Genomic DNA, 25,857 nt, shown 5'->3' with positions numbered 1-25,857 from the left:
GGCGCATGACGAAATCGCATCTCCCACGACAAAAGCGCGGTCGATCACGGGTCGTTGGCGGCACGGGCCCCAGGGATCAGGCCGTCGGTCCCGGGCCCGAGGTGGAGCGGGCCGCGCCGGATGCTCCGACGGACCTGCCGAAGGCATCGTGGGGCGCGGTACTCAAGGGCAGTCTGCGGGAGTTCAGGGACGACGAGCTCACCGACCGGGCAGCGGGCCTCACTTACTACGGGGTGCTGTCGATGTTCCCGGCGCTGCTGGTGCTCGTGTCGTTGCTCGGCATCACCGGCAGGTCGACCACCGACAAGCTTCTGCAGAACCTGCAGCAGCTCGCGCCCGGCAAGGCCCGGGACATCATCACGGGCGCCGTGAAGCAGTTGCAGGGCGGCGTGGGGCTCGGCTCGGCGGTGGCGGGGGTGGGCCTGGTCCTTGCGGTGTGGTCGGCGTCGGGGTATGTGGCGGCCTTCATGCGGGCGGCCAACGCGGTCTACGAGATGCCGGAGGGGCGGCCGATCTGGAAGCTCCTTCCCGTCCGGGTGGGGCTGACGGTCGTCCTGATGGTCCTGGCGGCGATGAGCGCGCTGATCGTGGTCTTCACCGGCGGCCTCGCCCAGCAGGCCGGTGCCGCGCTCGGGATGGGGGACGCGGCGTTGACGGTGTGGTCGTTCGCCAAGTGGCCGGTGCTGCTGGTGCTGGTCATCGTCATGATCGCGCTCCTGTACTGGGCGAGCCCGAACGCGAAGGTGAGGGGCTTCCGGTGGATCACGCCGGGCAGCTTCCTGGCCCTGCTGATCTGGATGCTCGCCTCCGCCGCCTTCTCGTACTACGTCGCCAACTTCGCTTCGTACAACAAGATCTACGGCACCATGGCCGGGGTCATCGTCTTCCTGGTGTGGCTGTGGATCACCAATCTGGCGATCCTTCTCGGGTTGGAGTTCGACGCCGAGGTCGTACGGCAGCGGGCGATAGCGGGCGGCATGCCGCCGGAAGAGGAACCGTACACAGAGCCGCGTGACACGCGGGCGTGGGACGAGCGGGACCGGCGCCGCCTCCCGGACCTCTGACCTCTGCCCCTTCCCCAACACGGTGCCCCGACGGAGCCCTGAATCGTCCCATTGGGGGTACTCGCGTCCGGGCAGGCGGTCGGCAGCGCTGGTGCTCGCCGGCCGGTGGAGGTCGAGGAAGACGGGAGGTGGGCGTGGTGTCGAGTACGCAGTCGCAGGAAGCCGGGCCCGGCCGCGGTGCGCGCGGGGCGGGTGAGGAGCCGGTGAGCGAGCTGGTGCAGCGGGCCTCGCACCAGCTGACGGAGCTGGTGCGGGGCGAGCTGAGGCTGGCACAGGCGGAGATGGCCGAGAAGGGCAAACGCTACGGCAGGGGCGGAGGACTGTTCGGCGGCGCCGGACTCGCGGGCTTCCTGACCTTGCAGGCCCTGGTGGCAGCCGCGATCGCCGCTCTCGCGCTGCCCTTGCCGGTGTGGGCCGCCGCGCTGATCGTCGCGGCGGTGCTCGGTGGGATCGCCGGGGCCATGGCCCTGACCGGGAAGAAGCAGATCGGCCGGGCGGCGCCGCCGGTGCCCGCGCAGACGATCGGGAACGTGAAGGCCGACGTGGCCAAGATCAAAGGGAGTGCACACCGATGACCGAGCCGCACCGTGATGACCGAACCGCCGCCGGCTCCGAGGAGCTGCGCGAACAGGTGGAGCACACCCGGGAGGAACTCGGGCGAACGGTCGAGGCGTTGACGGCCAAGGCCGACGTCAAGGCCCGCGCCCAGGAGAAGGCCGCCGAGGTTCAGCAACGAGCCGCGGCCGGGGCCCAGGAGCTCAAGGCCAAGACCACCGAGATCGCCCACCAGGTGCGGGACAAGGTGCCCGACCCGGTCAAGGACAAGGCGGCCCAGGCCGCGGAGCAGGCCCGCACCAAGGCCGTCCAGGCCGGACGCGTGTGGGAGGAGAAGACCCCCGAGGAAGCACGGCGGAAGGCGGCCCTGGCCGTACAGGCGGTGGCGAACCACCGCACCGCGCTGCTGGCGGCCGGGGGCGCGGCCGCCCTGGTGTGGCTGGCCTGCCGACGCGGGAAGGGATGAGCCGATGAAGGCGTCGAAGATCGCCTACAAGCCGGTCGGGCTCGTTCTGGGAGCCGTCAGCGGCATGCTCGCCGGACTGGTGTTCCGGCAGGCGTGGAAGGGAATCGCTCACGAAGGGGACGCCCCGGACGCCACCGACGAGGACCGCACCTGGCGCGAAGTGCTGCTCGCGGCCACGTTGCAAGGCGCGATCTACGCCGCGGTCAAGGCCACCGTCGACCGGGCCGGCGCGACCGCGACCCGGCGCCTGACAGGCACCTGGCCCGGCTGACGCCGTGCCCCGCCGCGCCCCGCGAGGGACCGGCCCCGTCGGCCCGGCGTCACCGGACCCTGGCCGACGGGCCGCGGGCGGTGGTCATTCGTCGAGGGCCTCGGCCATCGCGTCGAGATCGGCGAGCAGCGCCGCGAGCCGCCCTCCCGGGACGGATTCGATCATGCGTTGTTCGATGGCGTAGACGGCCTGGCGGGCGGCGTGCAGGCGCTGCTGCCCGGCCGGTGTGAGGTGCACGGGCAGGGCGCGGCCGTGGTCGGTGGTGGCGGCCCGGGTGATGAGGCCGGCCTCCTTCAGGCCGCGCAGGACGACGTTGGCCGACTGCCGGGTGACGAAGGTGCCGCGGGCCAGGTCGGCGTTGGAGAGGCCGGGCTGCTCGTCGAGGATTTCGAGACACGAGTACTGCGGGACCGTGAGGTCGTGCGCGCGCAGGGCTTTGTCCATGGCGCCGCGCAGGGCGGCCGAGGCGCGCTTGAGGCGGTATCCGACGTGTTCCGTCACGTCCTTGGCCGGATGAGGCGGGGGAACGGGCGAACGATCTTCCATGTCAACATTTTGACATGCGGAGAACCGGCTGCCTACAGTCTCGTATGTCAAAGTCCTGACATACGAGCCCTGGAGGATCCATGCCCGCCACCGTCGAAGGCCCCGATTTCATCGCTCTGCAGGTGAAGGACGTCCCCGCCGCGGCCGCCTTCTTCGAGGAGCGCCTCGGACTGCGCCGTGCGCCCGCCTCGCCGCCCGGCGCCGTGGTGTTCGCCACCAGCCCGATCGCGTTCGCCGTGCGCGAGCCGCTTCCCGGCGTCGATCTGGACGGTGCCGCGCGTCCCGGCCTCGGTGTGGCTCTGTGGCTGCGCACCTCGGACGCGAGCGCGCTGCGCGAGCAGCTGCTGAAGTCGGACACGCGGGACGTCGGCCCGCTGCAGGACAGCCCGTTCGGCCCGATGTTCTCCTTCAGCGGCCCGGAGGGCTACCGGCTCACCGTGCACGGAGGCTGACCATGAGCACCGTCGTCCTTGCTCCCCGCGGCCCCTTCTCCCTCGCGGCCGCCGTGCGCTTCCTGAAGGGGTTCGTTCCTGCCGCCTATCAGGGAGAGTTCGATGGGCCGCTCCGGCTGGCCTTCCCCTCGGACGACGACCGCTCCACCGTCACCGCCGTCGTTCGGCAGGAGAGGACTCCTTCGGACGACGGGCCGGTGCGCGCCGACATCACCCTCCACCCGGCCGGCTCCGGCTCCGGCTCCGGTTCCGGTTCCGAGGGTTGTGCAGCCGCGCCCGCCGCCGGGACAGCGGACGCGGTTCGGGCGGCCGAGAGCGTGGCCCGCATCCTCTCGCTCGACGTCGACGGCGGCCGCTTCGCGCGGCTGGCGTCCGTCGACCCCATGGTGGCCGGGCTCCTGCGGGAGTTCCCGGGCCTGCGGCCGGTCTGCTTCAACTCCCCCTACGAGGCGGCGGCCTGGGCCGTGATCGGCCAACGGGTGCGCAAGAGCCACGCCGCCGCCGTCAAGTCGCTCCTCGGGCAGCGTCATGGCCGGCGCGTCGAGGTGGCGGGGCAGGAGCTGTACGCCTTCCCCTCCCCCGCCGCCCTGCGGACGGTCACGAGTTTCCCCGGCCTCACCGCGGTGAAGCTCAGCCGTCTGCACGCCGTGGCCGAAGCAGCCTCCGCCGGTGAACTCGACGCCGCCTCGCTGCGGGCCCGGCCCGCCGACGAAGCCCTCGCCGCGCTGCGCGAGCTCCCCGGGGTCGGGCCCTTCTCCGCCGAGCTCATCCTCATCCGAGGGGCCGGCCACCCCGACCTCTTCCCTCGCCACGAACCCCGGCTGCACGCCGCCATGGCCGATGCTTACGCCCTGGAAGGCCGGGCGGCCGACGTCCCGGCGCTGGAGGAGATCGCCGCACGCTGGCGGCCCTACCGCAGCTGGGTCTCCCTCCTGCTGCGGGCCCACGCCGCCGCGCGAGAGGCCCGCGCGCGGCACCCGGCGTAAGCGCACGACGTGACGTGCTCACCCCGGCACAGAACCTGCCTGTGCGCTCAACTACCGCTGAAGGAGCATGACTTGGCGGCGCGACCCGGCTCGCTGTGCCGGGTGCACGTCCACAGCACCAGCCCTGCGCAGCTGAACGCGGCCCCCAGCGCGCATACGGCGCCCCAGCCGGCCGCCGCGTAGAGGGAGGTCGCGGCGATGGCGCCGGTGGCGCTGCCGATCGAGTAGAAGACCATGTAGCCGCCGATGAGGCGACTGCCGGCGTCCGGGTGCAGTGCGTAGATCAGGGTCTGGTTGGTGACGTGCACGGCCTGCACCGCGAGGTCGAGAAGGACCACCCCGATGAGCAGGGCTCCCAGGGAGCTACGGGTGAAGGCCAGCGGCAGCCACGACGCGACGAGCAGCGACAGGGCGATTCCGGTGGTCCGTCCCGAGAGCCCGCGGTCGTTCAAGCGGCCCGCGACGCCGGCGGCCAGGGCCCCGACGACCCCGATCAGCCCGAGCGCCCCGATCCCGCTGTGCGACAGGAAGTACGGGGCCTGGCTGAGCGGCAGCGCGACGCTGCTCCACAGGGTGCTGAACGCGGCGAAGATCAGCAGCCCGAACAGGGCCCTCAGCCGCAGCAGCGGCTCCCGCGCGAACAAGGTGACCGTGGAGCGCAGGAGTTGTCCGTAACGCGGTGCGGGCGGCACAGCGGCACCCGGGCGCGGCAGCACTCGGTGAAGGACCAGGGCGAGCACAGCGGTGAGTAACGCGGAGGCGAGGTACACGGCGCGCCAGCCCGCGAGGTCGGCCAGGGCGCCGGACACGGTGCGGGCGAGCAGGATGCCGATGACCACGCCGCTGGTGACAAGGCCGACGACCCGCCCCCGGCCGTCCGGAGTCGCCAGCGAGGCCGCGAAGGCCACCAAGGTCTGCGTGACGACCGCGAGCAGCCCCGTCGCGGCCATGCCCGCGAGCAGCAGCACCGCCGTACGGGCGGCCGCCGTCGCGGCCAGCGCCGCCACGAGGAGCAGCAACTGGACCACGACGAGGCGTCTGCGATCGGTCACGTCGCCCAGCGGCACGAGGAAGACGAGGCCCAGCGCGTACCCCACCTGCGTGAGCGTGACCACGCTGCCGACGAGGGCCGGGCCCATGCCGAGGTCGTGGCCCATGGTCACCAGAAGTGGCTGGGAGAAGTAGACGTTGGCCACCGCCGCACCGCAGGCCACGGCGAAGAGCAGGACGACTCCACGGGACAGCGTGAAGGCGGCGCCCTCCTCGGTCCGCTCCTGAGTCCGTCCTGACACGGCCTCGCTGCTGTTCGACATCCGCACCCCTTTGGTTCCATCTTGCTACCATCCATGACGCTAGCCAGCTTGGTAGCATGTTGCAACCATGCCGGATGCGGAGCACTGAAAGGGAGAGGGACACCATGGTGACCAGGACGCGCTTCGACGACAGTGAATGTCCCGTCGCCCGGTCGGTGGACGCGATCGGCGACTGGTGGTCCCTGCTGATCGTGCGGGACGCCTTCGACGGAAGCAGGCGCTTCGGCGAGTTCCAGCGCAGTCTCGGCGTGGCCAAGAACATTCTCACCGCGCGACTGCGGAGCCTGGTGGCGGGCGGCGTCCTGGAATCCGTTCCCGCGTCGGACGGGAGCGCCTACCGCGAGTACGTACTGACCTCGAAGGGCACAGCGCTCTTCCCTGTCATCGTGGCGCTGCGCCAGTGGGGAGAGGGGAACTTCTTCACCCCCGGCGAGGCGCACTCGGAACTGGTCGACCGTCGGCACGGACGTGGTCTTCGCCCGCTGGAGGTGCTGTCCGCCGATGGCCGTCGACTGGGCCCCGAGGACACCGTCGTGCACAAGGTCCCCACCGAGTGACCCGGGCGGGGAACCTCCCGCCGAACCGTCAGGCGTGCTGCCCGTCGGCCGCGCGGAACCACCCGGCGATGTTCCCGAAGAACGCGCAGACCCACCACAGGAGCAGGGCGAGCCCGGCGAAGTACGAAGGCCACAGCAGCCAGGCCACGCCGTAGCCGGACACGGCGGTCACGAGCGGCGGCACCAGCACGTACCAGAACCGCCCGGCCCGGCGCATCACCTGTACCGCGCCCCGCCCGGTGAAAAACGCGGCCAGCGCGAATACGGCGAGCACCACAAGCCCCATGAGCCCCGTGAGCGGTGAAACCATGCCCCCGACGCTACCGACCCGGTGCGCGGGACATGACAGCGCCTCCCCCACTCCCGGATCACGGGCGGAACTCCTCGCCGTCCGGGGCGCGCCTCCTCGCGGCCAGCGCCGTGGCCGCCGCGAGGAGGACCAGAGCGGTCAGAGCCGAGCGCCACGGCGAGGCGTCGCCCTCGATGGACGGGGACACCCGGCGCTGGGGATCGTAGGCGATCGGGAGCCGCTTCCCCGCCGAGGTGACCGGACGGCGCTCGGTGATCTCGGTCGGGTATCCGCCGGGACAGCTCAGCGTGAAGTGGTACACGGTCGTCGAGATGCTGCCCTCACCGGAGGACTGCAGGACCCTGCTGGTGACCTCGCGGACGTCGCAGATGACGGTCTGGCCGCGGGCCGTTCCCTCTTCCACCGCCTCCAGGGTCAGGAACAACCCCAACGCCATCAGAAGCACCCCGAAGAATGCGCCACTGCCCTCGACGAGTACGAAGTACACGACGCAGGTGAGGACGATCAGGGCGGCTCCGCCCACCAACGCCACCGTCCCGGACGGTGGCGAGGCACTCGCGAAGCACCAACGGGCCCACGCGTACGCGGCCGCCGCAGCGGCCACGGGTACCACCGGGGCAAGCCACCGCACCTGGGCCCCCGCTCTGCATGAACACCTCGACAGCTTGGACGCCCGCCTCGCCCCGGCGGTTTCCGTACCGGTCCCCTGTCCAACTCCCGCCCCTGCGGCCCAGGTCCGGCGAGGAAGAACTGGCGGATGCCGACCGCCCGGAGGCGGCGGGTCGACACCACCTCCGGGCTTGCCTGCTTCCCCCAACCCGCCATGCTGGCGCGGCACTTGTTGTCCCGGGAGGTGACGGGATACCCGCCCCGTCACCCCGGCGACACGGCTGCGGCCTTCACTCGGTGTGCAGAACCCGGGCGATGGTCTGACGGGCCGCGGCGCGTGCCGGTATCACCGCGCCCAGCGCCGCGATCGCCACTCCGGCAAGGGCGAGCAGCGCCATGGTCCCGGGATGCCAGACGTCCAGCATCCAGTCCGCGAGGGCGATGTGGGCGCTGCTCTCGGTCAGCGGGATCACCACCTGGTAGGCCGCCACTCCCAACGGCAGCCCGAGGATTCCGCCGACCAGGCCGAGCCCTGCCATGGACACCACCAGCATCATGGTGACCTGACGCGGGGTCATGCCGATCGACTTCAGCATGCCGAGGTCACGCCGACGCTCGCGGCTGCTCAGGACCACGGTGTTGAACACCCCCATCGCGGCGACCAACGCCAGCATCACGGTCAGCGCGGAAGCGGAGCTGATCACCGTCATGGCCCCGGCGTTCACCGAGGTCTGCTCACTCGGAGAGAGCCCGGGATCGGCGGCGCGGACGGCCTTCATGTAGGCGGCGGTATCGGCGTGCGGCGCGAGCCGCACCCAGTACTGGTTGGCCTCGGTGTTCGGTGCCAGGGCGGTCAGGGTCGACCAGTCGGCCCGCATCATGTCGGCCGGGCCGGACATGACCTCGCCGACCAGGGTCACCCGCTCGGTGCGCCCGTCCGCCGCGCCCAGCGCGAACGAGTCACCCACGTGCAGACCGTGCTTGGCCAGGAACCTGCCGGAGGCCACGACCTCTCCCGGAGCCTTCATCCACCGCCCTCGGGCGAGGTCGTCCTGGAGCACCGACCGGCCCTCGCGCGCTCCCTGAATCGTCACGCCCTCGCTCTGCCCGAGCAGCCGCACATCGGCGAAGCCCACGGCCGACACGTCCGCTGCCTGCGGCAGTCCGCGCAACAGCGCCTGTGCCGACGCGTCGTCGTGGTGCGGGACGGTCTGCCCGAACCTGGCCTCACCGCGCCAGACGACGACCTGCAGTCTGCCCGAGCTCTCGACGGCGTCGCCGTACGAGACCATCGTGGTCGACAGCCCCGTCGCGAAGGTCACCGTCGCCACCCCGAGCAGGACCGCGGAGATGGTGAGCAGGGATCGTCCGGGCCGGGCGAAGGGGAGCCCGAGTCCCAGGCTCACCGAGCGCGGCAGCCGCGCTCCGGCCAGCCGGCGCTGCACCTTCAGCGCCCTGCCGCCGCTGGGAGCGCTGCCCGCGCTGATCGCCCGTGCAGCGGAGAGCCGGTGCGAACGCAGGGCCGGGATCAGCGCGGCCAGCACGACGACCGCGGGCATGCCGAGCGCCGTCACCACGTACACCCAGGAGCTGACCGACGCGGTGACGTTCACCTGGCCGAGGCTCGCGCCCTGGAAGACCTGGTGCAGCAGCGGCTTCGCGACCACTCCGCCGAGGGCTGTCCCGATCGCGGCGCCCACGGCGGCCGGGACGCAGACCATCACCAGATAGACCGCGACCACCTGGTTGGGCGTGAATCCGAGGGACTTGAGCACGCCGATGTGCCGGAAGCCGGAGACCACCGCACCACTCACCACATTGCCCACGATCAGGACGGCCACCAGCAGACCGAGGATCCCGAAGGCCATCAGGAACGGCACGAACGCGTTGGGCTGCGAGGCGACCTGCGCCTTCAGCGTCAGGTACGACTGGTGGGCGACCAGGGATCCGGACGGCAGCCCGGACGTCACCGAGGTGGTGCCGGTCGTGATCTGGCCGGACGTCGCGGCCCGGTCGAAGCGGTACAGCATCTGGTACGTCGTGGGGTGCAGGGCTTCGATCTGCTGAGGGGAGACCCAGGCCTGTGCGGTTCCGCTCACACTGGAGGCGAGGCCGACGACGGTCAGCGGTGCGAGACCGGGCAGTTGGACCCGTTTGCCGAGCGGGGAGTGCGGCCCGTTCCCCATCCCGGGCGCGTCCGGCAGCGCGAGGACGAGCTCACCGGGGCCGGTGGCCCAGTGCCCGGCGAACAGGTCGAGGCGGTCGACCGACCCCCCGGGGTCCGCCCGCCCCACCACACTCAGCGAGCCGCTGCCCATCCCCGGCATCTCCTCGGCCACACTCCGCGGCAGGTCCACCACGGCCTGCGGGAAGGGACCTGCCGCGGCCTCGACTCCCGGACGGTGCGCGGTCCGTGCCACCTGATCGGCCGAGGTCTTCGCCGCGTCGAACATGGCGACGACGTGCGCGCCCCTCGCCGCGCCGAAGAGACGGTCGAAGGGGCTGGACGCGACGTCCAGCAGCCCCAGGGCGACCACCAGGGCCATGCTGGAGACGAGGACCACCAGGGCGATGACAGAGGTCTGCAGCCGGCGCCGGCGTACCGCCGCGCGCGAGGCCCGCCACACCGCGCTCATGCCGAACGCTCCAGGGTCCGCTCGCCCGTGATCCGGCCGTCCGCCATCGTCACCAGACGACTGGCGCAGCGCGTGGCGAGGCGCTCGTCGTGCGTCACCAGCATCAAGGTCTGGCCCAGCTGGTTGAGGTCGATGAGCAGGTCCATCACCTGCTCACCCGCGTGGCTGTCCAGCGCGCCGGTCGGCTCGTCGGCGAGCAGCAGCGCGGGCCGGTTCATCAATGCCCGGGCCACCGCTACACGCTGGCGCTCGCCGCCGCTGAGGGCGGCAGGGTAGACGTTCCTGCGGTCGGCGATGCCGAGTTCGTCGAGCAGTTCGAGGGCTCTGCGCCGGGCCTGGCGGGCGGGGGTTCCGGTGAGCTGGGCGGCCAGGGCGATGTTGTCGATCGCGGGCAGGTCGTCGATCAGGTTGAAGAACTGGAAGATCATGCCGATCCGGCGGCGCCGGAAGAGCGCGAGGCCGGTCTCGTTGATGCTGCCGAGGTCTTCCCCGTGCACGCGCACCGAGCCCCCGGTGGGCCGGTCGAGGCCCGCGATCATGTTCAACAGGGTCGACTTTCCGCAGCCGGACGGCCCCATTACCGCGACCGCCTCTCCGGCGCCGATCTCCAGCGACACTCCGGCCAGCGCGGCGGTGTCGCCGTACTCCCTGCGCAGGCCGCTCACTTGGACGACGGCCTGCTCACGCACGGCCTGGCTCGTGCCCGGGGCCGTGCCCCTGATGTCTTCGGTGGTCATGACAGGGACGTTAAGCGGCGTGACGGGAGCGGTGCGTCAGCCCCCGGAGGTATTCCGCGGCGGCCGTCATCCTGGCGATGTACGGCCTGGTCCCGGGGGTGGACGCCCGCGCTTCAACGGGCCTGGCAGGATGGCGCCGTGTTCATATCGGGGACGGGCCGACTGCTGATCGCCCTTGTGACGGGGAGCCTGGCCGCGGCCGGCTGTGCCACCGTGCTGCTGGCGCGCGCCCGCCGCCGCTACCGCAAGGCCCTGGAGGACCGCGGCTGGCTGCTCGAACGCGAACGGGAGACGGCAGCCCGCACCGCGGTGGCGGCGGAACGCGCCCGCATCGCGCGCGAGTTGCACGACGTCGTCAGCCACAAGGTCAGCCTGATGGTGGTCCAGGCGAGCGCCGCACGCGAGGTGCTGACCACCCTGCCCGCCGAAGCGGAGACCGCGCTGCGGGCCGTCGAGGGCGCCGGCCGCGACGCGATGACCGAACTGCGCCATCTGCTCGGCCTGTTGGCGCCCTCTCCCGACGGCGACGACGAGAAGGAGGAGCCCGGCGACCTCTCCGCCCTCGCCCCCCAGCCCACCCTGCGCCAACTGGGCACCCTCGTCGACCGCATCGCCTTCGCCGGGCTCCCGGTCGAGGTCCGCATCTCCGGCGAACCGCGCCCGCTCGCACCGGGAATCGACGTCACCGCCTACCGGATCATCCAGGAGGCGCTCACCAACGCGCTCAAGTACGGCGACGGCGGCGGGGCGACGGTCACCGTGCGCTACGCCGATCACAGCCTGCGGGTCGAGGTCCTCAACAGCGGGCCGAGCGTGCTGTCCGCCGCCCCCACGAACCCGGCCGCCGCACCGGACGACCGCAAGCACCGCAACGACGGAGCGGGACGCGGCCTGATCGGCCTGCGTGAGCGCGTCGCCGTCTACGACGGCCAGTTCGACGCCCGGCGCCGCATCGGCGGAGGCTACCGCGTCCGCGCCCGCATCCCCCTGGAGCGCCCGTGACCGAGCCCGCCCCCGACTTCAGCGTCCCCCGGCTCGCGGAGACCGGCCTCCCCCGCGAGCCCCGCGTCCTCATCGCCGACGACGAAGAGCTCATCCGCACCGGCTTCCGCCTCATCCTCATCTCGCGCGGCATCGACGTCGTCGGCGAGGCCGCGGACGGCGTGCAGGCCGTCGCACAAGCCCAACGGCTGCGCCCGGACGTCGTCCTGATGGACATCCGCATGCCGCACCTGAACGGGCTGGACGCCGCCCAGCAGGTCCTGCGCCTGCTCCCGGACTGCCGGGTCCTCATGCTCACCACCTTCGACCTGGACAGCTACGTGTACGCGGCCCTGGCCGCCGGAGCCAGCGGGTTCCTCCTCAAGGACGTCACCGCGGCTCATCTCGCCGCATCCGTACGGCTGGTGAACACCGGCGACGCGCTGCTCGCCCCCTCCATCACCCGACGGCTGGTCGAGCGCTACGCCACCACCCGGCGCGGCGACCAGACCCCCGGCCCGGCCGGTGCCGCCGTGCCCGCCGTGCCCGCCGTGCCCGCCGTCCACCGTGACCTGGCCGCGCTGACCCCGCGTGAACTCCAGGTGCTGGCGCTGATGGGCCGCGGCCTGTCCAACACCGACCTCGCCGAAGCCCTCACCCTCAGCGAGGCCACCATCAAGACCCATGTCACCCGCATCTTCACCAAACTCTCCCTGCGCGACCGCGCCCAGGCCGTCGTCCTCGCCTACGAAACGGGCCTCGTCACCCCGGGCGGCTCGCCCTCCGGCTGACCCGGCTCCGCCTGTGAGGGCTGCGGGATGAGGTCGCGAAGGCCACCGGCCCCTCCAAGGCCGCGAACATCCACCCATGGGCCAGTAGAGATTCCTGCCCGGCGCGGTCAAGTTGGCATCGATGTCTTCCAAGAGACGGGAAAGCCTCCGTCAGCCAATTGACCGTGTCCGGTCATCGCTGCTTGGCTTCCGCCCAGCGATCGGCGCACCACGCTCAACACACCGCACCACCGTCACACGCCGTGTCACACCACGGTTGGTCACACCTTCCCGCCGGAGCCGGCCGGGAGGATGCGCGCCAAGTCTGCGCACCGGGCGGGACGTCTCACCTCGCGTCGTCCGCACGGGGGTTCAGAGCCGCGCGTACATCCCCCCTCCCGTCCAGCAACGCGCCGCTGGCATCCCGTACGACCTGGAACACCGCTCCTTTGTTGCGCCTCGCTGCCCGCATTCAGGAACGGACCGCCCGCCGACCGGCGTCACGCGATCCGTTGGAGAGAGGATCCCCCTACACATGGGTACCCCCTACATACGCGGCACGGCACGAAGAGCCCTCACTGGTCTCGCGTCGCTGTCCCTCGTCACCGGCGCCATGATCGCCGTCGCAGCACCCCAGGCAGGCGCCGCCCCCGCCCCCGCCCCGGACGCGGCGAACGGCCACGCGGTCACCAACCCGTACAGCCCCGCCTACCAGCACGCCTACCGCCACGGTGTCGTGCCGACCGCGCAGCAGAACGCCAAGATGAAGTCGTGGCAGGCCACCCACGCCTCGCCGAACGTGGCCACCGGCCCCGAGACGCTGTCCTACGGCGGCGGAATCGACGGCATCGGCGTCCAGAGCGGACACTCGAAGGTCTACCTGGTCTTCTACGGAAACCAGTGGGGCACGCAGAGCACGGACGCCAACGGGAACGCCAAGTTCTCGGGCGACTCGGCCGGAGCCGCGGGCGCCGCCCAGCAGATGTTCAAGGGCATCGGCACCGGCAACGAGCTGTGGTCCGCCGACCTGACCCAGTGGTGCGACGGCCCCAACGTGGCCGCCGGCGCGACCAGTTGCCCCTCGAACGCCAACTTCATCCCGTACCAGAGCGGTGGTGTGCTCTCCGGCGTCTGGTACGACAACGCGGCCGCCTCCCCCAGCGCCGCCTCCGGGCACCAGCTGGGCCAGGAGGCCGTCAACGCCGCCGCCCACTTCGGCAACACGTCGGCCGCCGCGAACCGCGACGCCTACTACGTGATCCTCTCGCCGCACGGCACCAACCCGGACAACTACCAGGGCCAGTACTGCGCCTGGCACGACTACAACGGTGACAGCACCCTGACCGGCGGCGCGGTCAGCTCGCCCTACGGCGACGTCGCGTTCAGCAACCAGCCGTACAACATCGACTCCGGCTCCGGCTGCGGCGTCGGCTTCGTCAACTCGCCCGGCACCCTCGACGGCTGGACCATGACGCTCGGCCACGAGTGGCACGAGATGATGTCGGACCAGAACCCGGCGGGCGGCTGGACCAACCAGACCGGCAGCTCCTACAACGGCCAGGAGAACTCCGACGAGTGCGCCTGGCTCAACCCCGGAACCGCGGGTGGCGCGGCCAACGTCACCATGGGCACCGGCACCTTCGCCGAGCAGGCCAGCTGGTCCAACGACACCAACGCCTGCGCCATCTCGCACCCCATCGTCGGGGGCGGCTCGACCGGCAACACCGTGACGGTCACCAACCCGGGCGCCCAGAGCACCACGGTCAACACCGCCGTCTCGCTGAACGTCAGCGCGTCCGACTCCGCGAGCGGACAGACCCTGACCTACTCGGCCACCGGTCTGCCGGCCGGACTGTCGATCAACTCCGCCACCGGACTGATCAGCGGCACGGTCACCACCGTCGGCACCTCGACGGTGAGCGTGACGGCCAAGGACTCCACCGGCGCCTCCGGCAGCACCTCGTTCGGCTGGACCGTCACCGCCGCCGGCGGAGGGGGCGTCACCAACGGCGGCTTCGAGAGCGGCAGCCTGTCCGGCTGGACCACGAGCGGCAGCGCCGCCGCCAGCACCTCGGCCGCACACAGCGGCAGCTACGGCGCGCTGATCGGCTCGGCCAACCCGACCAACACGTCCTCGATCGCCCAGACATTCACGGCGCCGAGCGGCAGCTCCAAGGTCTCCTTCTCGTACAACGTCACCTGCCCCGACACTGTGACGTACGACTGGGCGACGGCGACGCTCAAGGACAACACCACCGGCACGACCACCACCGTGCTGGCCAAGACCTGCACCCAGGGCGCAGGCTGGAAGCAGGCCTCCGGGTCCCTGACCGCGGGCCACAGCTACACGCTCACCCTCACCAGCAAGGACGACAACTACGCCGGTGACGCCACCTACACCTACTACGACGACGTGACCGTGTCCTGACCCCTCACAAGCGCGGGGGAGAACCGTCCGGCTCGCCCCCGCGATCGTCGGCACCCGGCGGTCACGCGGTTGGAGACCGCCGTGGCCCCTCGACCGCTTCGACTCCGCACCGCACGGGCTGTCGGTGCGGCGCTCGCCGTCACGACGGTCCTCACCGTCAACGGGTGTGCCGCGAAGGGTGGTTCGCGAACACCGGGGCCCTCGGGCGCCGCGCCGCCCGCGGCCTCCTCGCTCTCGGCCAGCACTGTGACCCTGGACGAGCACGACCGGGGCAGGGTCGTCCCGGTGCGTGCGGGCGCGCGGGTCCTGGTCCGGCTGCACAGCACGTACTGGTCCGCGCCCACCAGCTCGGACACCGGGACCCTGGCCCCCGTCGGCACAAGCCGCGGAACGCCCGCCGGGAACTGCGAACCGGGCGCGGGCTGCGGCTCGGTGGCCGCCGACTTCACCGCCCGCGGGGCGGGCACGGCGCGGATCGTGTCGCACCGCGACTCCTGCGGTGAGGCGATGCGGTGTCCGCCCGGCCAGGGCGATTACGCGGTCACGATCAAGGTCGCCTGACGCGGGTACGGCGCCGGACAGCGACGCGGCGGCCACCGCCGGGGAGGCCGCCGGACCCGGCAACGGCAAACTCTCCGCCATGTTTGGCCGATACCCCTCCAATAATGTCGCGAGCACGCCAAGCTCTCCTCCGCGCCCGGCCCATTCCCTGGCGGGCGCGGAAAGGAGAGCGCATGATGCGCCAACGGCACCGGCGGCGGCTCATGGTCTGCACCGTCGCGGCCGCCGCGTTCGGACTGGTGAGCACCCAGGCGTTCGCCACGTCCGGGGACACAAGACCCCGCCCGTGGAACGCCCGCCACCAGGCCGACATCGGCCGCCAGCACACCAAGGCGATACAGGCGGGCAAGGGACGGTCCGCCCTCACCGCCACGGAGGGCGACGGAGGCGACGAGGCGGAGAACTCCGCGGAGTCCACCGCGCAGTACACCGAGGCCCGCACCGCCCCGGGCGTGGTAGCGCCGGGCGCGTACGGAGCGGCCTGGGCCCAGCTGCAGTCGATGAAGCACACCGGCGGTGACTGGAACCACATCACGAAGAAGACGTACAACTCCGACGATCCGCGTTACCGCGACATCAACTCCAACTCCAGCGGCGGCTCCGGGAACGTGACCGGCCGGATCACCGGCATCGCGGCCGACGACCAGGGCTATGTGTACGCGGGCGGCGCCAACGGCGGCGTGTTCCGGTCCCGGACCGGCGGCGGCGACTGGCAGCCCATCGCCGACAAACTGCCTTCCCTGTCGACCGGCACCCTCGCCCTCGACGGCACGAAGCGGCTCTGGTATGCCACCGGCGAGTCCAACACCGGGGCAACCTCCTACGTGGGCACGGGGGTCTACGTACTCGCCGATCCCCAGCACGGCCAGTTCCAGCCCGGCGGCCGGGTGGGCGGGGCCGAGCTGGAGAGCACCACCATCCACGCCCTCAGGTTCGCCGGGACCACCGTGTGGGCGGCCACCAGCCGGGGTGTGTGGTCGCACTCCACCACCACACTGTCCGGCCCGTGGAAGCTGGAGTTCGCCCCCAACCCCGACTACCTGCCCGGCGGCCCGAAGGCGTCCGACCCCTCGGCCCCGTACAAGAACATCGCCAACGACATCGCGGTGGACCCGAAGGACCCGAGCAAGGTCCTGCTGGCCGTCGGCTGGCGCGGCGGTGACACCTACAACGGGCTCTACAGCGCGCAGGGCGGTACGTGGAAGCCGGTCACCGGCATCGGCGACCTGCCGACCAACAGCGACGACGTCGGCAACATGACGTTCGCGGCCTCCGCCGACGGCTCGCGCCTGTACGCCGTCGACCAGTCGCCGGCCCAGACCAACAGCAATCCCGACAGCGGCCTGAAGGGCGTCTACGTCTCCAAGTCCGGCTCCCCGCTGGGCCCCTGGACGCAGATCGCCGACTACAACAAGTTGCGCAACTCGGGTTCGGCCCTCCAGGGCGCGGGTTACATGCCGGGCATCCAGTCCTGGTACAACGAGTTCCTCCAGGTCGACCCGGCCAACGCCGACCACGTCTACCTGGGCCTGGAAGAGGTCTTCGAGACGAAGAACGGCGGCACGAGCTGGATCACCCCCGGCCCGTACTGGAACTTCCCGTTCCCCTGCTGGAGCATCGACCCCGCGAAGCAGACCGGCGACTGCTCGCAGACCACCCACTCCGACCAGCACGCCGTCGCCGTCGGCACGTACAAGGGCAAGACATATGCCTACGTCGGCAACGACGGCGGCATCTACCGGCGCCCGCTCAACGGCGCCGTCGACTCGGGCGGCCACGCCAAGGACTGGACGTCCCTGGCCGACGGCACCCTCGACACGCTCCAGTACTACTCGGTGGGCGTCGGCAAGGACCTCGCCTACGGCGGGGTCTCGGTGACCGGCGGTCTCCAGGACAACGGCCAGTCCATCCTGCGCGGCCGCGACAAGGTCATGGGCTCCAACTTCGGCGGCGACGGCGGTGACACCATCACCGACCCGAACAACGGCTGCAACTCCGCCGAGGAGTACGTGTACCTCGACATGTGGGTCACCCAGAACTGCGGTGTGAACAATGGCAGTTGGACGACCGACCCCAGCAAGGCGACCGAGTACGAGGTCGCGCCGCCGGACAAGGACCTCGGGGGCAGCGGGGCCCGCTTCATCGCGCCCATCACCTCCGACGCCAAGGACATCAACACCTGGGTGGCCGGCGGTCGCCATGTGTGGGTGCAGCACAAGGGCTTCGCGATCCGCTCGGGAGCCGAGTGGAGCAACGCCTACGACCTCGGCGCGGGCCATGTCGCCACCGCCGTGGCCTCCTCGGGCGGCACCGTGTACGTGGGATGGTGCGGGCCCTGCAACAACCAGGGCTTCTCGCGCGGGATCGCGGTCGGCAACGCCGACGGCACCGACTGGCACCAGCTGAACTTGCCGGTCGACGGCACCATCCCCAACCGCTACATCTCCGGTTTCGAGGTCGACCCGGCGAACGCCCAGCACGTGTACGTCGCCGTCAACGGCTTCTCCCGCAAGTGGACCGAGGGCCCGGGCGCCGGCGTGGGTCACGTCTTCGAGTCGACCAACGGCGGAACCACCTGGACGGACATCTCGGCGAACCTGCCGGACGTGCCCGCCAACACGGTGAAGCTGGTTCCGGGCGGCGGCCTCGCCCTCGGTACCGACCTGGCCACCTTCTACCGCCCCGCCGGGACGAGCGAGTGGAAGGTGCTCGGCGGCAACCTGCCCACCACGGCGGTCCTCCAACTGAAGCTCGGACCGGACAACAAGCTGTACGCCGCCACGCACGGCCGCGGCATCTGGGCGTTCGACACCCGACGCCTGCAGTGAGGCAACCGCACCAAGGGCGCGGCCGGTGCGGGTCCCGAGAGGGGACCCGCACCGGCCGTCCCGGGGCACGCCCCGTCACGCCGGGGCGACGGCACGGGATTCCATCGGCATTTCATCGCTGCTCTCTACCGTCGGTCGCCGACGAACGGAGAAGCCCCCGTGAAGCCCTACAGATCACTGTTCACACGACTGATCCTGCCGCTACTGGCGGGCGTGCTCACGCTTGGCATGGTCACGCCCGCCAGTGCGCAGCCGACCGCCTCGTCCGACCGCGGTGGCCCGATCACCCGCGGCGAGGTGATCTGGCGGGCCCAGTACTGGGTGGACCAACACCCTCCGTACAACCAGCAGGGCTCGGCCCCGGGCCCCGGCGGCGATTTCGACTACCGCACCGACTGCTCCGGCTATGTCTCCATGGCCTGGCATCTCAACGCCAATCCGAACACGCAGGGAATACCGTCGTTCTCGCACGAGATCGGACGGGACGAGCTGCGGGCGGGGGACGTCCTCAACTCGTTCCGCGACCATGTGCTGATCTTCCACCAGTGGGAGGACGACCAGGGCGGCTTCTCCTACTACAGCTTCGGCGGCGGCAGCAGCGGCGTCGCGCCGCCAGGACACTTCCACGCGAACATCAACAACGCCACGCTCGACGGCCACCCCAACGGCGACTACAAGGCGCTCCGCTACAACAACATCATCGAGGACTCCGGGCCCCGGCCGCACCCGTACGCCCCGGGCCGGGTGGTGGCCGGGCGGTCCGCGGACGGGCGCCTGGAGAGCTTCGCGGCCGGTGCCGACGGGGTGTACCACGCGTGGCAGACCACGGTGAACGGCGCCTGGTCGCCGTGGCGGTTCGAAGGCGGCCCGCGCAACGCGCAGTTGGCGGTGGCCTCCAACGCCGACGGCCGGCTGGAACTCTTCGCCCTGTCGGACTCCACGCTGGACCACATGTGGCAGACCGGGCCCAGCGCGGGCTGGTCCGGCTGGGAGAACTTCGGCACCGGCGGATACCGCCTCGCCGCGGGCAACAACGCGGACGGCCGCATCGAGGTGTTCGCCTCCAACGCCACCGGCGTCTTCCACCGCTGGCAGACCGCGCCCAGCGGCGGCTGGGCCACCTGGGAGGGCACCGGCGGACCGGCCAACTCCCGGCTCGCCATGGAGACCGCGCCCGACGGCCGTCTCGAAGTGTTCGCCCTGTCGGACGCGACGTTCGGGCACCTCTGGCAGACCGGTGTCAACGGCACCTGGTCGACGTGGGAGAACTTCGGCGGCGGCGGGCACGACGTGGCCGTCAGCCACAACCAGGACGGCCGGATAGAGGTCTTCGCCTCCAACGCCACCGGCGTCTTCCACCGCTGGCAGACCAGCCCGACCTCGTGGTCGGAGTGGGCGGGCACCGGGGGGATCACCAACGCCGAGCTGACGGCCTCGCCGTCGGTCGACGGACGGGTCGAGGTGTTCGCGATCAACGCCAGCACCGCGAGCCACACCTGGCAGACCAGCGCCAACGCTCCGTACGCACCGTGGGAGACCTTCGGCGGGGGCGGTAGCGACATCGGCGCGGCCAACAACGCCGACGGCCGCATCGAGGTGTTCGGCACCAGCCAGGCGGGCGTCCACCACCGCTGGCAGACCGGTTTCAACACCTGGTCCGAGTGGACCTACCTCAACGATTCCGGCCCCGCGGTCAACTAACGCCACCAGTGCGGGACTTCCGTGGCCGTCGGCACGAGCCGCCGAGGGCCACGGAAGTCGCCTGTCCCGGTGTGAAAGGGTGAGGCAGCTGGAGGTGGCCGTCCGAGCGAGAGCCGGTGCCGCCCGCCCCCGACCTGGACGAGGAGCTGTGGAATGCCCGAGAAGGTGACGCTGGCGGCGTGGCCCACACCCATGGAGCGCGCGCCGCGCCTGGCCGAGGCCATCGGGCTGCGCGCGGACGACCTGTGGATCAAGCGCGACGACCTGACCGGGCTCGGCGCTGGAGGCAACAAGGTACGCAAGCTGGAGTGGCTGGTCGCCGACGCTCTGGAGCAGGGTGCGGACACCCTGGTCACCTCCGGTGGCCCGCAGAGCAACCACGCCCGGCTCACCGCTGCCGCCGCCGCGCGCGCGGGCCTCGCCGTGGTCCTGGTCATGCCGGGCCCGGCGAGCCCGCCCCCGGTCGGCGGCAATCTGCTGCTCGACGCCCTCCTGGGTGCCCGCATCGTATGGGCCGAAGGCGCTTCCGGCGCCGCCGCGCTCACCGCGGAGGCACAGAAGGCGTGCTCCGTCCTGCGCGACCGGGGCGCCCGCCCCTACCTCGTACCGTTCGGCGGTTCCAGCCCGCTCGGTGCGCGCGGCTACCTGGAGGCGGGCCGCGAGATCCTGGCCCAGCAGCCCGACCTTCGCCACGTCGTCACCGCGCTCGGTTCCGGCGCCACCATGGCCGGACTGGTCGCCGCCCTCGGCCCGGCCCGCGTCCTGGGCGTCGACGTCGGCGCCCTGCCCGAGCCCGCCCGCACGGCCGCCGCGTTCGTCAGCGAGCTGACCGGCCGCGAACAGCCCGCGGAGGCACTGCGGGTCCGTGCCGACCAGGTCGGCGAGGCCTACGCCGTGCTGCACCAACCCGTCCTCGACGCCATCAACACCGTCGCCCGCACCGAGGGCGTGCTGCTGGACCCGGTGTACACCGGCCGCGCGGCCGCCGGACTGCTCGCCGCTGTGCGTGACGGCGACATCCGCCCAGGGGAACGCACCGTCCTGCTCCACACCGGCGGCCTCCCGGGCTTGTTCGGCCACGCCGAGACGGCACATCGCGCGGGCCAGGCGCTGCGCACGGGGCCCTGATCGCACGCCCAAGTGATGCCGTCACGGCCTTGCCGGGCCGGGGTTGTGGCCGGTCCTCGGGACCGACCACCGCCATCTGTCGCTCGCCCCGCAGGCGACGGGAACCCGACGGCCCCGGGGTCAGCGACCCGTAGCACCGTCGATCAGTTCGCGCAGGATGTCCGCGTGGCCCGCGTGGCGGCCGGTCTCCTCGATCATGTGCGTCAGGGCCCAGCGGACACTGGGGGCGGGACCCGCGGGACGCGGCCGGGGCACGGGGGCGCCCAGGTCGGCGCATCCGTCGAGGACTTCGTTCGCGCGCGCCACGGTCCGTCGGTAGCGGGCGACCACGTCGTCCACGTCGTCCCCCGCCGCGGCGTGGAACGTCGACGGCCAGTCCCTGACCTGCTCCCCGAGAAACGTCGCGCTCTCGACGAACGTCAGGTGATGGAGCAGGCCGAGGAGGTTCGTACCCGACGGCACCTTGGCGGTGCGCACCTCGGGTTCGGGCGCGCCGTCGACCTTCGCGGCGATCGACGACCGCAGGTAGTCGAGGAAGCCTCGCAGGACCTCCATCTCGCTGGTTCCGGTGCGCGGTGGCGGGCTGTCGGAACGGCGGTCGCGACGGAAGGGGGTGGGCATGAGGGGGCTCCGTTGTGGGAGAGCAGCACGGTCAGGCGGTGCGGCGGACGAGCAGGACGTGGTCGGTCACCTCGGCCGTCTGCCCGCCCGGCCCGGTCGCGAGCCGACGAGGCATGTCGGCCCGCTCGACCGTCCACATCGCCGGATCCAGATCGATGCCGGCGGCGACTTCGTGGGGCGTCGGGTGGTGCACGCCCTGGCCCTGGTTCCACGACCAGGGCGCGGTCGAACCGTGGTCGACGACCAGCAGCCGCCCGCCCACGCGCAGCGCATGGGCCGCGGCCCGCAGGACCCCTGCCCGGTCCAGGTCGAAGGGGGTGTGCAGATAGTGGGCACAGATCAGGTCGAACGCGCCCCGGGGGAAGGACTCGTGCAGGTCGCGCCGCTCGGTGAGCACGCGCCCTTCCAGGTCACGTGAACGGGCGAGCCCGGCGAGCCGCGCCACCGCGACCGCCGAGATGTCGACGGCGGTCACCCGCCAGCCCTGCCGGGCGAGCCACAGCGCGTCACCGCCCTCGCCGCACCCCAGGTCGAGCGCGTCGCCGGGCGGCATGCCCGTGACGATCTCGGCGAGACGGTGGTTGGGGCGCGGGTCGGTGGCCGCCGGCCGCCCCGCGTAGATCTCTTCCCAGTACGTGTCCGCAGCAGTGGCGCTCATCGGGACTCCTCAAGTCGGAATGTGCGCCCAGTGTCGCGAGGCCACCGCCTGGTGGCACGAAAACTTGCGGTTCCGGCAAGGTGGGGCTCGCTGCCCTAACGCAGGCGTACGCCCGCGTCCGACGACGCCGCCTCACGCCGGGAGCAGCGATGCGCACTGCCCGGCTGAGGGCCCTGCACGCCGGGCCGCAACGGCACCCGCCCTGCGGCGTCGAACGTGGCCAGGGGCGCCCGTGGACCCGGCACCGCCGGGGCCACGGACGCCAACTCGTCACCGGGGTCCGGGTGTTCGGCCGGAGCACCTGCCCGACGCCACCTCAGCCGATCAGCAGGACGATCTTCCCGCGCGCATGGCCCTGCTCGCTCAGCCGGTGGGCCTCGGCCACCTCGTCGAGCGGGAAGGTCCGCGTGTCCGGGAGGGAGAACCGGCCCGACTCGATCAATGCGCCGATCTCGGCGATCACATGAACCGCCCGCCCTGAATCCCCACGGCTGAACCTCACCCCGTGCTCCCGCGCGCCGCCGAAGTCGGCCACGGTGATGACGTGTCCGGCACCGCCGGCGAGCTCGACCAGCTCGGGCAGCACCCCGCTCCCCGCGACGTCGAGCGCCAGGTCGACGCCGCCGGGTGCCAGCGCCCGGACCCGCTCGACGAGGCCCTCACCGTAGGTCACCGGCTCGGCACCCAGGGAGCGGAGGTAGTCGTGGTTCGCAGGACCGGCGGTGCCGATCACGCGAGCACCTCGTACCACCGCGAACTGCGCCGCGGCGCTGCCGACGCTTCCGGAGGCGCCGTTGATGAGCAGGGTGTCGCCGTTCGAGACGCCGAGCTGGTCCAGCGCGCGCGTGGCCGTCTCGATCGCGGCCGGCAGTGCGGCGACATCGGCGAAGTCGAGCGAGGGCGGGATCGGCGCGTAGTGGGAGAGCACCGCCCTTTCCGCCTGGGCGGCTCCCTCCGCGCAGAAGCCGAAAACACGATCGCCCATGGCGACGTCGTCGACACCCTCGCCGAGCCCGTCGATGACGCCCGCCGCCTCGTAGCCCATGGTCTGCGGAAGCTCCCGATCCATCAGGCCCTGGCGCTTCTTCCAGTCGCTCGCGTTGACGCCCGCGGCCCGCACGGCGATCCGTACCTGGCCGGGCCCCGGACGCGGGTCGGGAAGTTCGATCATCTCCAGGACCTCCGGGCCCCCAAACCGGTGGAAACCAACTGCCTTCACCACGTACTCCGATCTCGACGACAGACGCCCCGCGGCCTGTGCATGCGACAGTCTGTATCAGTCCTCTCGCGTCATCGGATCACCCACCCGGACCGTGCCGGGTTCGAGCACCTCCAGGTACACCCCGAGGCAGGCGAGCCGACCCAGGTCCAAGACGGGTACGCGGTGTTCGCGGGCTGTCGCGCGCATGATGCGGGGGTCGGGTGGCAGCTCGTCATGGCGCAGCGTGGGGACCACACAGCGGGGCGTGGGGACGAGCACGCTGAACAGCGCCTCTCCGACCCGCAGCCGATTGCCCTGCCAGCCGTCCTCGGCGAAGGCCGGTTCGTCACCGGTGTCGACGACGACGTTGGGACGGAAGCGACGTGGATCGAAGTCCCCGTCCGGACAGACGCTCCGCAGCCGGGCCAGTGAGGACGTGGTGAGGAGGTGGACCCGGCCGAAGTCGAAGAACGTTCCCGCCGCGACCCTGCCCGTGGTGATCTCCTCGCCCGTCCCGTCCACGGACGCCGTCGCGCGCAGCGCGTCCGGTACGCCGCCTTCGTACTCGGGTACCGCGCGCTCCAGCGCACTGTCCGCCGGAGCGCTGTCCGTGAGACGGACCTGACGGCCCAACAACTTGGTGAGCTGGACGTCCAGTTCATGGTCCCCGGCCGCGAGAGCCACGCCATCGGGCAGTTCCACCTCGACGCGGCCGCCGCTCACCCGGCTGCGGCAGTCCAGCAGGCGCCCCCACTTGCGCGGATGCTTGGCACTGCCGATCGCGCCGGTCTCGTCGAGCACCGCGTGCGTGCGGTCCCCGGACAGTCCCGCGTGAGTGACCCCCACGGACTCCAGGGCCTCGCCGAGCATGGACTTCACCGGATACCGCCACAACGCCGTCACAGTCCCCATGACGATCAAGTATGGGGCCCACTCCCCTCTTTCGCGGCCGACGGGAGGACCGCATCCGGCCCGTGGCGGGAGTTCCCGCGCGGGCCCTCCCCAACCCTGTAACCCGGGCCCCTACTGGTAGGTGATGGGGGCCTCGGCCCGTCGGCGAGTGAGCCGGAGCGGGGGGACATGAGAGTGCGCCGGTCGAAACAGCCCGGGCGTGGGCCGGGTGCGCGCGGAGAGCCGGGCGCGTCCCGGCTCCGCCTGGTCGGCGACGAGGTGTACGCCGACTGGGAGGCGATCTACCGGGACAACGTGGACCGGATCTACCGCGTGATGTACGCCAAGGTGGGCAACCGCGCGGACGCCGAGGACCTCACCACCGAGGTCTTTCTCGCCGCCCTGCGGCCGCTGCGCACCTCGGCGAGCGTGCCCGAGGTCCGCGCCTACCTGCTGGCCACCGCGCGCACCGTGCTCGCCACGCACTGGCGCCGGGTGCTCGGCCTGGAGGTCACCCGCCTGCCCGAGGAGCTGCCGCAGCACGAGGCGGACGCCGAGGAGGTGCCCTCCGACGCGCCGCGCCGGGCCCGCGCCATCCTCGATGGGCTGCCCGACCGCTACCGACGCATCCTCGAACTGCGCTTCCTGGGCGCCAGTTCGCTCAAGGAGGCGGCCGCCGAACTGGGCGTGACCGTCGGCAACGCGAAGGTGCTCCAGCACCGCGCCCTGCGGCATGCCGCCGTGGTGGCGGCCCGGCTGGCGGAGAAGGAGGGCTGACCGTGGACGAAGAGGCCGAGCGGTACGTCGAGGCACTGCTGCGCTCACGGCGCCCCAAACCGTTCCGGGCGCGCCCCGAGGACGCCGAGGAACTCGCCACGGCGATCACCCTGCGGGCGGCCCGGCCCGGTGCCGGTGCCCCGAGCGAGGAGTTCGTGACCTCCCTGCGCGAACGGCTGGCCGCGGAACTGGACGAGCCGCCCGGCGCCTCGGCGGGCGGGACGCGCAGACGGTTCGTGCGGGGAGCGTCGATCGCCGCCGCGGCCGCCGCGGCCGGGGTCCTCGCCGACCACACCATGCTCCGGGACCACCCGGCCCCGTCGCCACCACAGGCGTCGACGCTCCAGCCCCAGCACGGGAGTTGGCACACCGTGGCCGCGAGTTCCGAGCTGCCGCACGGCGCGGTGCGGGCCTTCGACACCGGAACCGTGACCGGCTTCGTCACGCGGCACGACGGCAGGCTGCGCGCGGTCTCGGGAGTCTGCACCCACCAGGGCTGCCGCCTCGTACTGGACCGGCCGGCCGGACAGCTGGACTGCCCGTGCCACAACTCGGTGTTCGCGCTCTCCGGGGAGGTGGTGCGCCACCAGTTCGACCGGCCGCTGCCGCCGCTGCCCCGGATCGCCGTGCGGGAGACGGAGAACGCGGTGCAGGTGTACGTACCGGCCGCCGGCGGTGTAACCCCGCCGGCTATCCCTGAGTGAGCCCCGCGAGCAGCGGGGCCGGCAGACGGCCCGCACCGGAGGCGGGCCGGAACGAAGGCCCGCCTCACCGGCGGGCGGACGGGGGAACCGATGCGAGCAGTTGGGG

At 71.9% G+C, this 25,857-nt stretch carries 26 protein-coding genes; 16 read left to right on the top strand and 10 right to left on the bottom strand.

All coding sequences use genetic code 11. The annotated features are described in order from the left end of the window. The first annotated feature begins 5 nt into the window (after positions 1–5). The 4 genes from DT019_RS17665 to DT019_RS17650 all read left to right on the top strand — a co-directional run bounded on the left by DT019_RS17665 (position 6) and on the right by DT019_RS17650 (position 2,356). The gene (locus DT019_RS17665; protein WP_114037778.1) at positions 6–1,064 is read left to right on the top strand and encodes a YihY/virulence factor BrkB family protein; all 1,059 of its coding nucleotides are present in this window, start codon (positions 6–8) and stop codon (positions 1,062–1,064) included. 203 nt (positions 1,065–1,267) lie between these two features. Continuing rightward, positions 1,268–1,639 carry a phage holin family protein gene (locus DT019_RS17660; protein WP_114037899.1) on the top strand — a complete coding sequence of 124 codons (372 nt, stop codon included), beginning with the start codon at positions 1,268–1,270 and terminating at the stop codon, positions 1,637–1,639. Next, positions 1,636–2,085, top strand: a complete 450-nt coding sequence (locus DT019_RS17655) for a DUF3618 domain-containing protein (RefSeq protein ID WP_114037777.1) — start codon at positions 1,636–1,638, stop codon at positions 2,083–2,085. Before DT019_RS17660 ends, DT019_RS17655 begins: the two co-directional genes overlap by 4 nt. A 4-nt stretch (positions 2,086–2,089) precedes the next feature. Next, the gene (locus DT019_RS17650; protein ID WP_114037776.1) at positions 2,090–2,356 is read left to right on the top strand and encodes a DUF4235 domain-containing protein; all 267 of its coding nucleotides are present in this window, start codon (positions 2,090–2,092) and stop codon (positions 2,354–2,356) included. A gap of 84 nt (positions 2,357–2,440) precedes the next feature. Here the strand turns inward: DT019_RS17650 and DT019_RS17645 are convergent, their stop codons facing one another. Beyond that, positions 2,441–2,902: a MarR family winged helix-turn-helix transcriptional regulator gene (locus DT019_RS17645; protein ID WP_114037775.1), complete on the bottom strand. Its 462-nt coding sequence runs from the start codon at positions 2,900–2,902 to the stop codon at positions 2,441–2,443. Positions 2,903–2,982: 80 nt separating this feature from the next. Here DT019_RS17645 and DT019_RS17640 point away from each other — a divergent pair, with 80 nt between their 5' ends. Both DT019_RS17640 and DT019_RS17635 read left to right on the top strand, forming a co-directional pair. Then, positions 2,983–3,354 carry a VOC family protein gene (locus tag DT019_RS17640; protein ID WP_114037774.1) on the top strand — a complete coding sequence of 124 codons (372 nt, stop codon included), beginning with the start codon at positions 2,983–2,985 and terminating at the stop codon, positions 3,352–3,354. A gap of 2 nt (positions 3,355–3,356) precedes the next feature. Then, positions 3,357–4,340 (top strand): DNA-3-methyladenine glycosylase family protein, encoded by a 984-nt coding sequence (locus tag DT019_RS17635; RefSeq protein WP_114037773.1) that lies wholly within the window; start codon positions 3,357–3,359, stop codon positions 4,338–4,340. A 47-nt stretch (positions 4,341–4,387) separates the two neighbouring features. Here DT019_RS17635 and DT019_RS17630 read toward each other — a convergent pair whose 3' ends face one another. Further along, positions 4,388–5,653 carry an MFS transporter gene (locus DT019_RS17630; RefSeq protein WP_114037772.1) on the bottom strand — a complete coding sequence of 422 codons (1,266 nt, stop codon included), beginning with the start codon at positions 5,651–5,653 and terminating at the stop codon, positions 4,388–4,390. Between the two features lie 104 nt (positions 5,654–5,757). On the opposite strand from DT019_RS17630, the gene DT019_RS17625 reads away from it, so the two are divergent. After that, positions 5,758–6,210: a winged helix-turn-helix transcriptional regulator gene (locus DT019_RS17625; RefSeq protein WP_114037771.1), complete on the top strand. Its 453-nt coding sequence runs from the start codon at positions 5,758–5,760 to the stop codon at positions 6,208–6,210. 28 nt (positions 6,211–6,238) lie between these two features. Here DT019_RS17625 and DT019_RS17620 read toward each other — a convergent pair whose 3' ends face one another. The 4 genes from DT019_RS17620 to DT019_RS17605 all read right to left on the bottom strand — a co-directional run bounded on the left by DT019_RS17620 (position 6,239) and on the right by DT019_RS17605 (position 10,502). Further along, complete coding sequence (locus tag DT019_RS17620; RefSeq protein ID WP_147267325.1) at positions 6,239–6,520, bottom strand: hypothetical protein; 282 nt, start codon at positions 6,518–6,520, stop codon at positions 6,239–6,241. A gap of 58 nt (positions 6,521–6,578) precedes the next feature. Beyond that, positions 6,579–7,124, bottom strand: coding sequence for a hypothetical protein (locus tag DT019_RS17615; RefSeq protein WP_147267324.1), 546 nt, complete (start codon positions 7,122–7,124; stop codon positions 6,579–6,581). A 295-nt stretch (positions 7,125–7,419) separates the two neighbouring features. Continuing rightward, complete coding sequence (locus DT019_RS17610; RefSeq protein ID WP_114037768.1) at positions 7,420–9,765, bottom strand: ABC transporter permease; 2,346 nt, start codon at positions 9,763–9,765, stop codon at positions 7,420–7,422. Next, the gene (locus tag DT019_RS17605; RefSeq protein ID WP_114037767.1) at positions 9,762–10,502 is read right to left on the bottom strand and encodes an ABC transporter ATP-binding protein; all 741 of its coding nucleotides are present in this window, start codon (positions 10,500–10,502) and stop codon (positions 9,762–9,764) included. The genes DT019_RS17610 and DT019_RS17605 overlap by 4 nt, the downstream gene beginning before the upstream one ends. 138 nt (positions 10,503–10,640) lie before the next feature. Here DT019_RS17605 and DT019_RS17600 point away from each other — a divergent pair, with 138 nt between their 5' ends. The 7 genes from DT019_RS17600 to DT019_RS17570 all read left to right on the top strand — a co-directional run bounded on the left by DT019_RS17600 (position 10,641) and on the right by DT019_RS17570 (position 20,899). Next, entirely contained in the window at positions 10,641–11,504 is an 864-nt protein-coding gene (locus tag DT019_RS17600) for a sensor histidine kinase (protein ID WP_223279634.1), read from the top strand. Between the two features lie 71 nt (positions 11,505–11,575). Further along, on the top strand, positions 11,576–12,274 hold the full coding sequence (locus DT019_RS17595; RefSeq protein WP_223279651.1) for a response regulator transcription factor: 699 nt from the start codon (positions 11,576–11,578) through the stop codon (positions 12,272–12,274). 514 nt (positions 12,275–12,788) lie between these two features. Further along, positions 12,789–14,681 (top strand): Ig domain-containing protein, encoded by a 1,893-nt coding sequence (locus tag DT019_RS17590; protein WP_114037765.1) that lies wholly within the window; start codon positions 12,789–12,791, stop codon positions 14,679–14,681. Between the two features lie 81 nt (positions 14,682–14,762). Continuing rightward, the gene (locus DT019_RS17585) at positions 14,763–15,242 is read left to right on the top strand and encodes a hypothetical protein (protein ID WP_147267323.1); all 480 of its coding nucleotides are present in this window, start codon (positions 14,763–14,765) and stop codon (positions 15,240–15,242) included. A gap of 173 nt (positions 15,243–15,415) precedes the next feature. Beyond that, entirely contained in the window at positions 15,416–18,070 is a 2,655-nt protein-coding gene (locus DT019_RS17580) for a glycosyl hydrolase (protein WP_114037763.1), read from the top strand. 159 nt (positions 18,071–18,229) lie between these two features. Next, on the top strand, positions 18,230–19,771 hold the full coding sequence (locus DT019_RS17575; RefSeq protein WP_223279633.1) for a M23 family peptidase: 1,542 nt from the start codon (positions 18,230–18,232) through the stop codon (positions 19,769–19,771). 153 nt (positions 19,772–19,924) lie between these two features. Further along, entirely contained in the window at positions 19,925–20,899 is a 975-nt protein-coding gene (locus DT019_RS17570; protein WP_114037762.1) for a pyridoxal-phosphate dependent enzyme, read from the top strand. 120 nt (positions 20,900–21,019) lie between these two features. Here the strand turns inward: DT019_RS17570 and DT019_RS17565 are convergent, their stop codons facing one another. The 4 genes from DT019_RS17565 to DT019_RS17550 form a co-directional block, all read right to left on the bottom strand. After that, positions 21,020–21,520: a DinB family protein gene (locus DT019_RS17565; protein ID WP_114037761.1), complete on the bottom strand. Its 501-nt coding sequence runs from the start codon at positions 21,518–21,520 to the stop codon at positions 21,020–21,022. 31 nt (positions 21,521–21,551) lie between these two features. Then, positions 21,552–22,178, bottom strand: a complete 627-nt coding sequence (locus DT019_RS17560; RefSeq protein WP_114037760.1) for a class I SAM-dependent methyltransferase — start codon at positions 22,176–22,178, stop codon at positions 21,552–21,554. A 316-nt stretch (positions 22,179–22,494) separates the two neighbouring features. After that, positions 22,495–23,397: an NADP-dependent oxidoreductase gene (locus DT019_RS17555; RefSeq protein WP_114037759.1), complete on the bottom strand. Its 903-nt coding sequence runs from the start codon at positions 23,395–23,397 to the stop codon at positions 22,495–22,497. Positions 23,398–23,454: 57 nt separating this feature from the next. Then, positions 23,455–24,291 (bottom strand): MOSC domain-containing protein, encoded by an 837-nt coding sequence (locus DT019_RS17550; RefSeq protein ID WP_114037758.1) that lies wholly within the window; start codon positions 24,289–24,291, stop codon positions 23,455–23,457. A 168-nt stretch (positions 24,292–24,459) separates the two neighbouring features. On the opposite strand from DT019_RS17550, the gene DT019_RS17545 reads away from it, so the two are divergent. Both DT019_RS17545 and DT019_RS17540 read left to right on the top strand, forming a co-directional pair. Continuing rightward, on the top strand, positions 24,460–25,047 hold the full coding sequence (locus tag DT019_RS17545) for an RNA polymerase sigma factor (protein WP_114037757.1): 588 nt from the start codon (positions 24,460–24,462) through the stop codon (positions 25,045–25,047). 2 nt (positions 25,048–25,049) lie between these two features. Further along, positions 25,050–25,751 carry a Rieske (2Fe-2S) protein gene (locus DT019_RS17540; protein WP_114037756.1) on the top strand — a complete coding sequence of 234 codons (702 nt, stop codon included), beginning with the start codon at positions 25,050–25,052 and terminating at the stop codon, positions 25,749–25,751. Positions 25,752–25,857 lie beyond the last annotated feature (106 nt).

The organism is Streptomyces sp. SDr-06 (assembly GCF_003324565.1).
Classification (GTDB): Bacteria; Actinomycetota; Actinomycetes; order Streptomycetales; family Streptomycetaceae; genus Streptomyces.
Note: the sequence above shows the minus strand (reverse complement) of the source record. Positions and strands in the feature narration are given on the sequence as shown.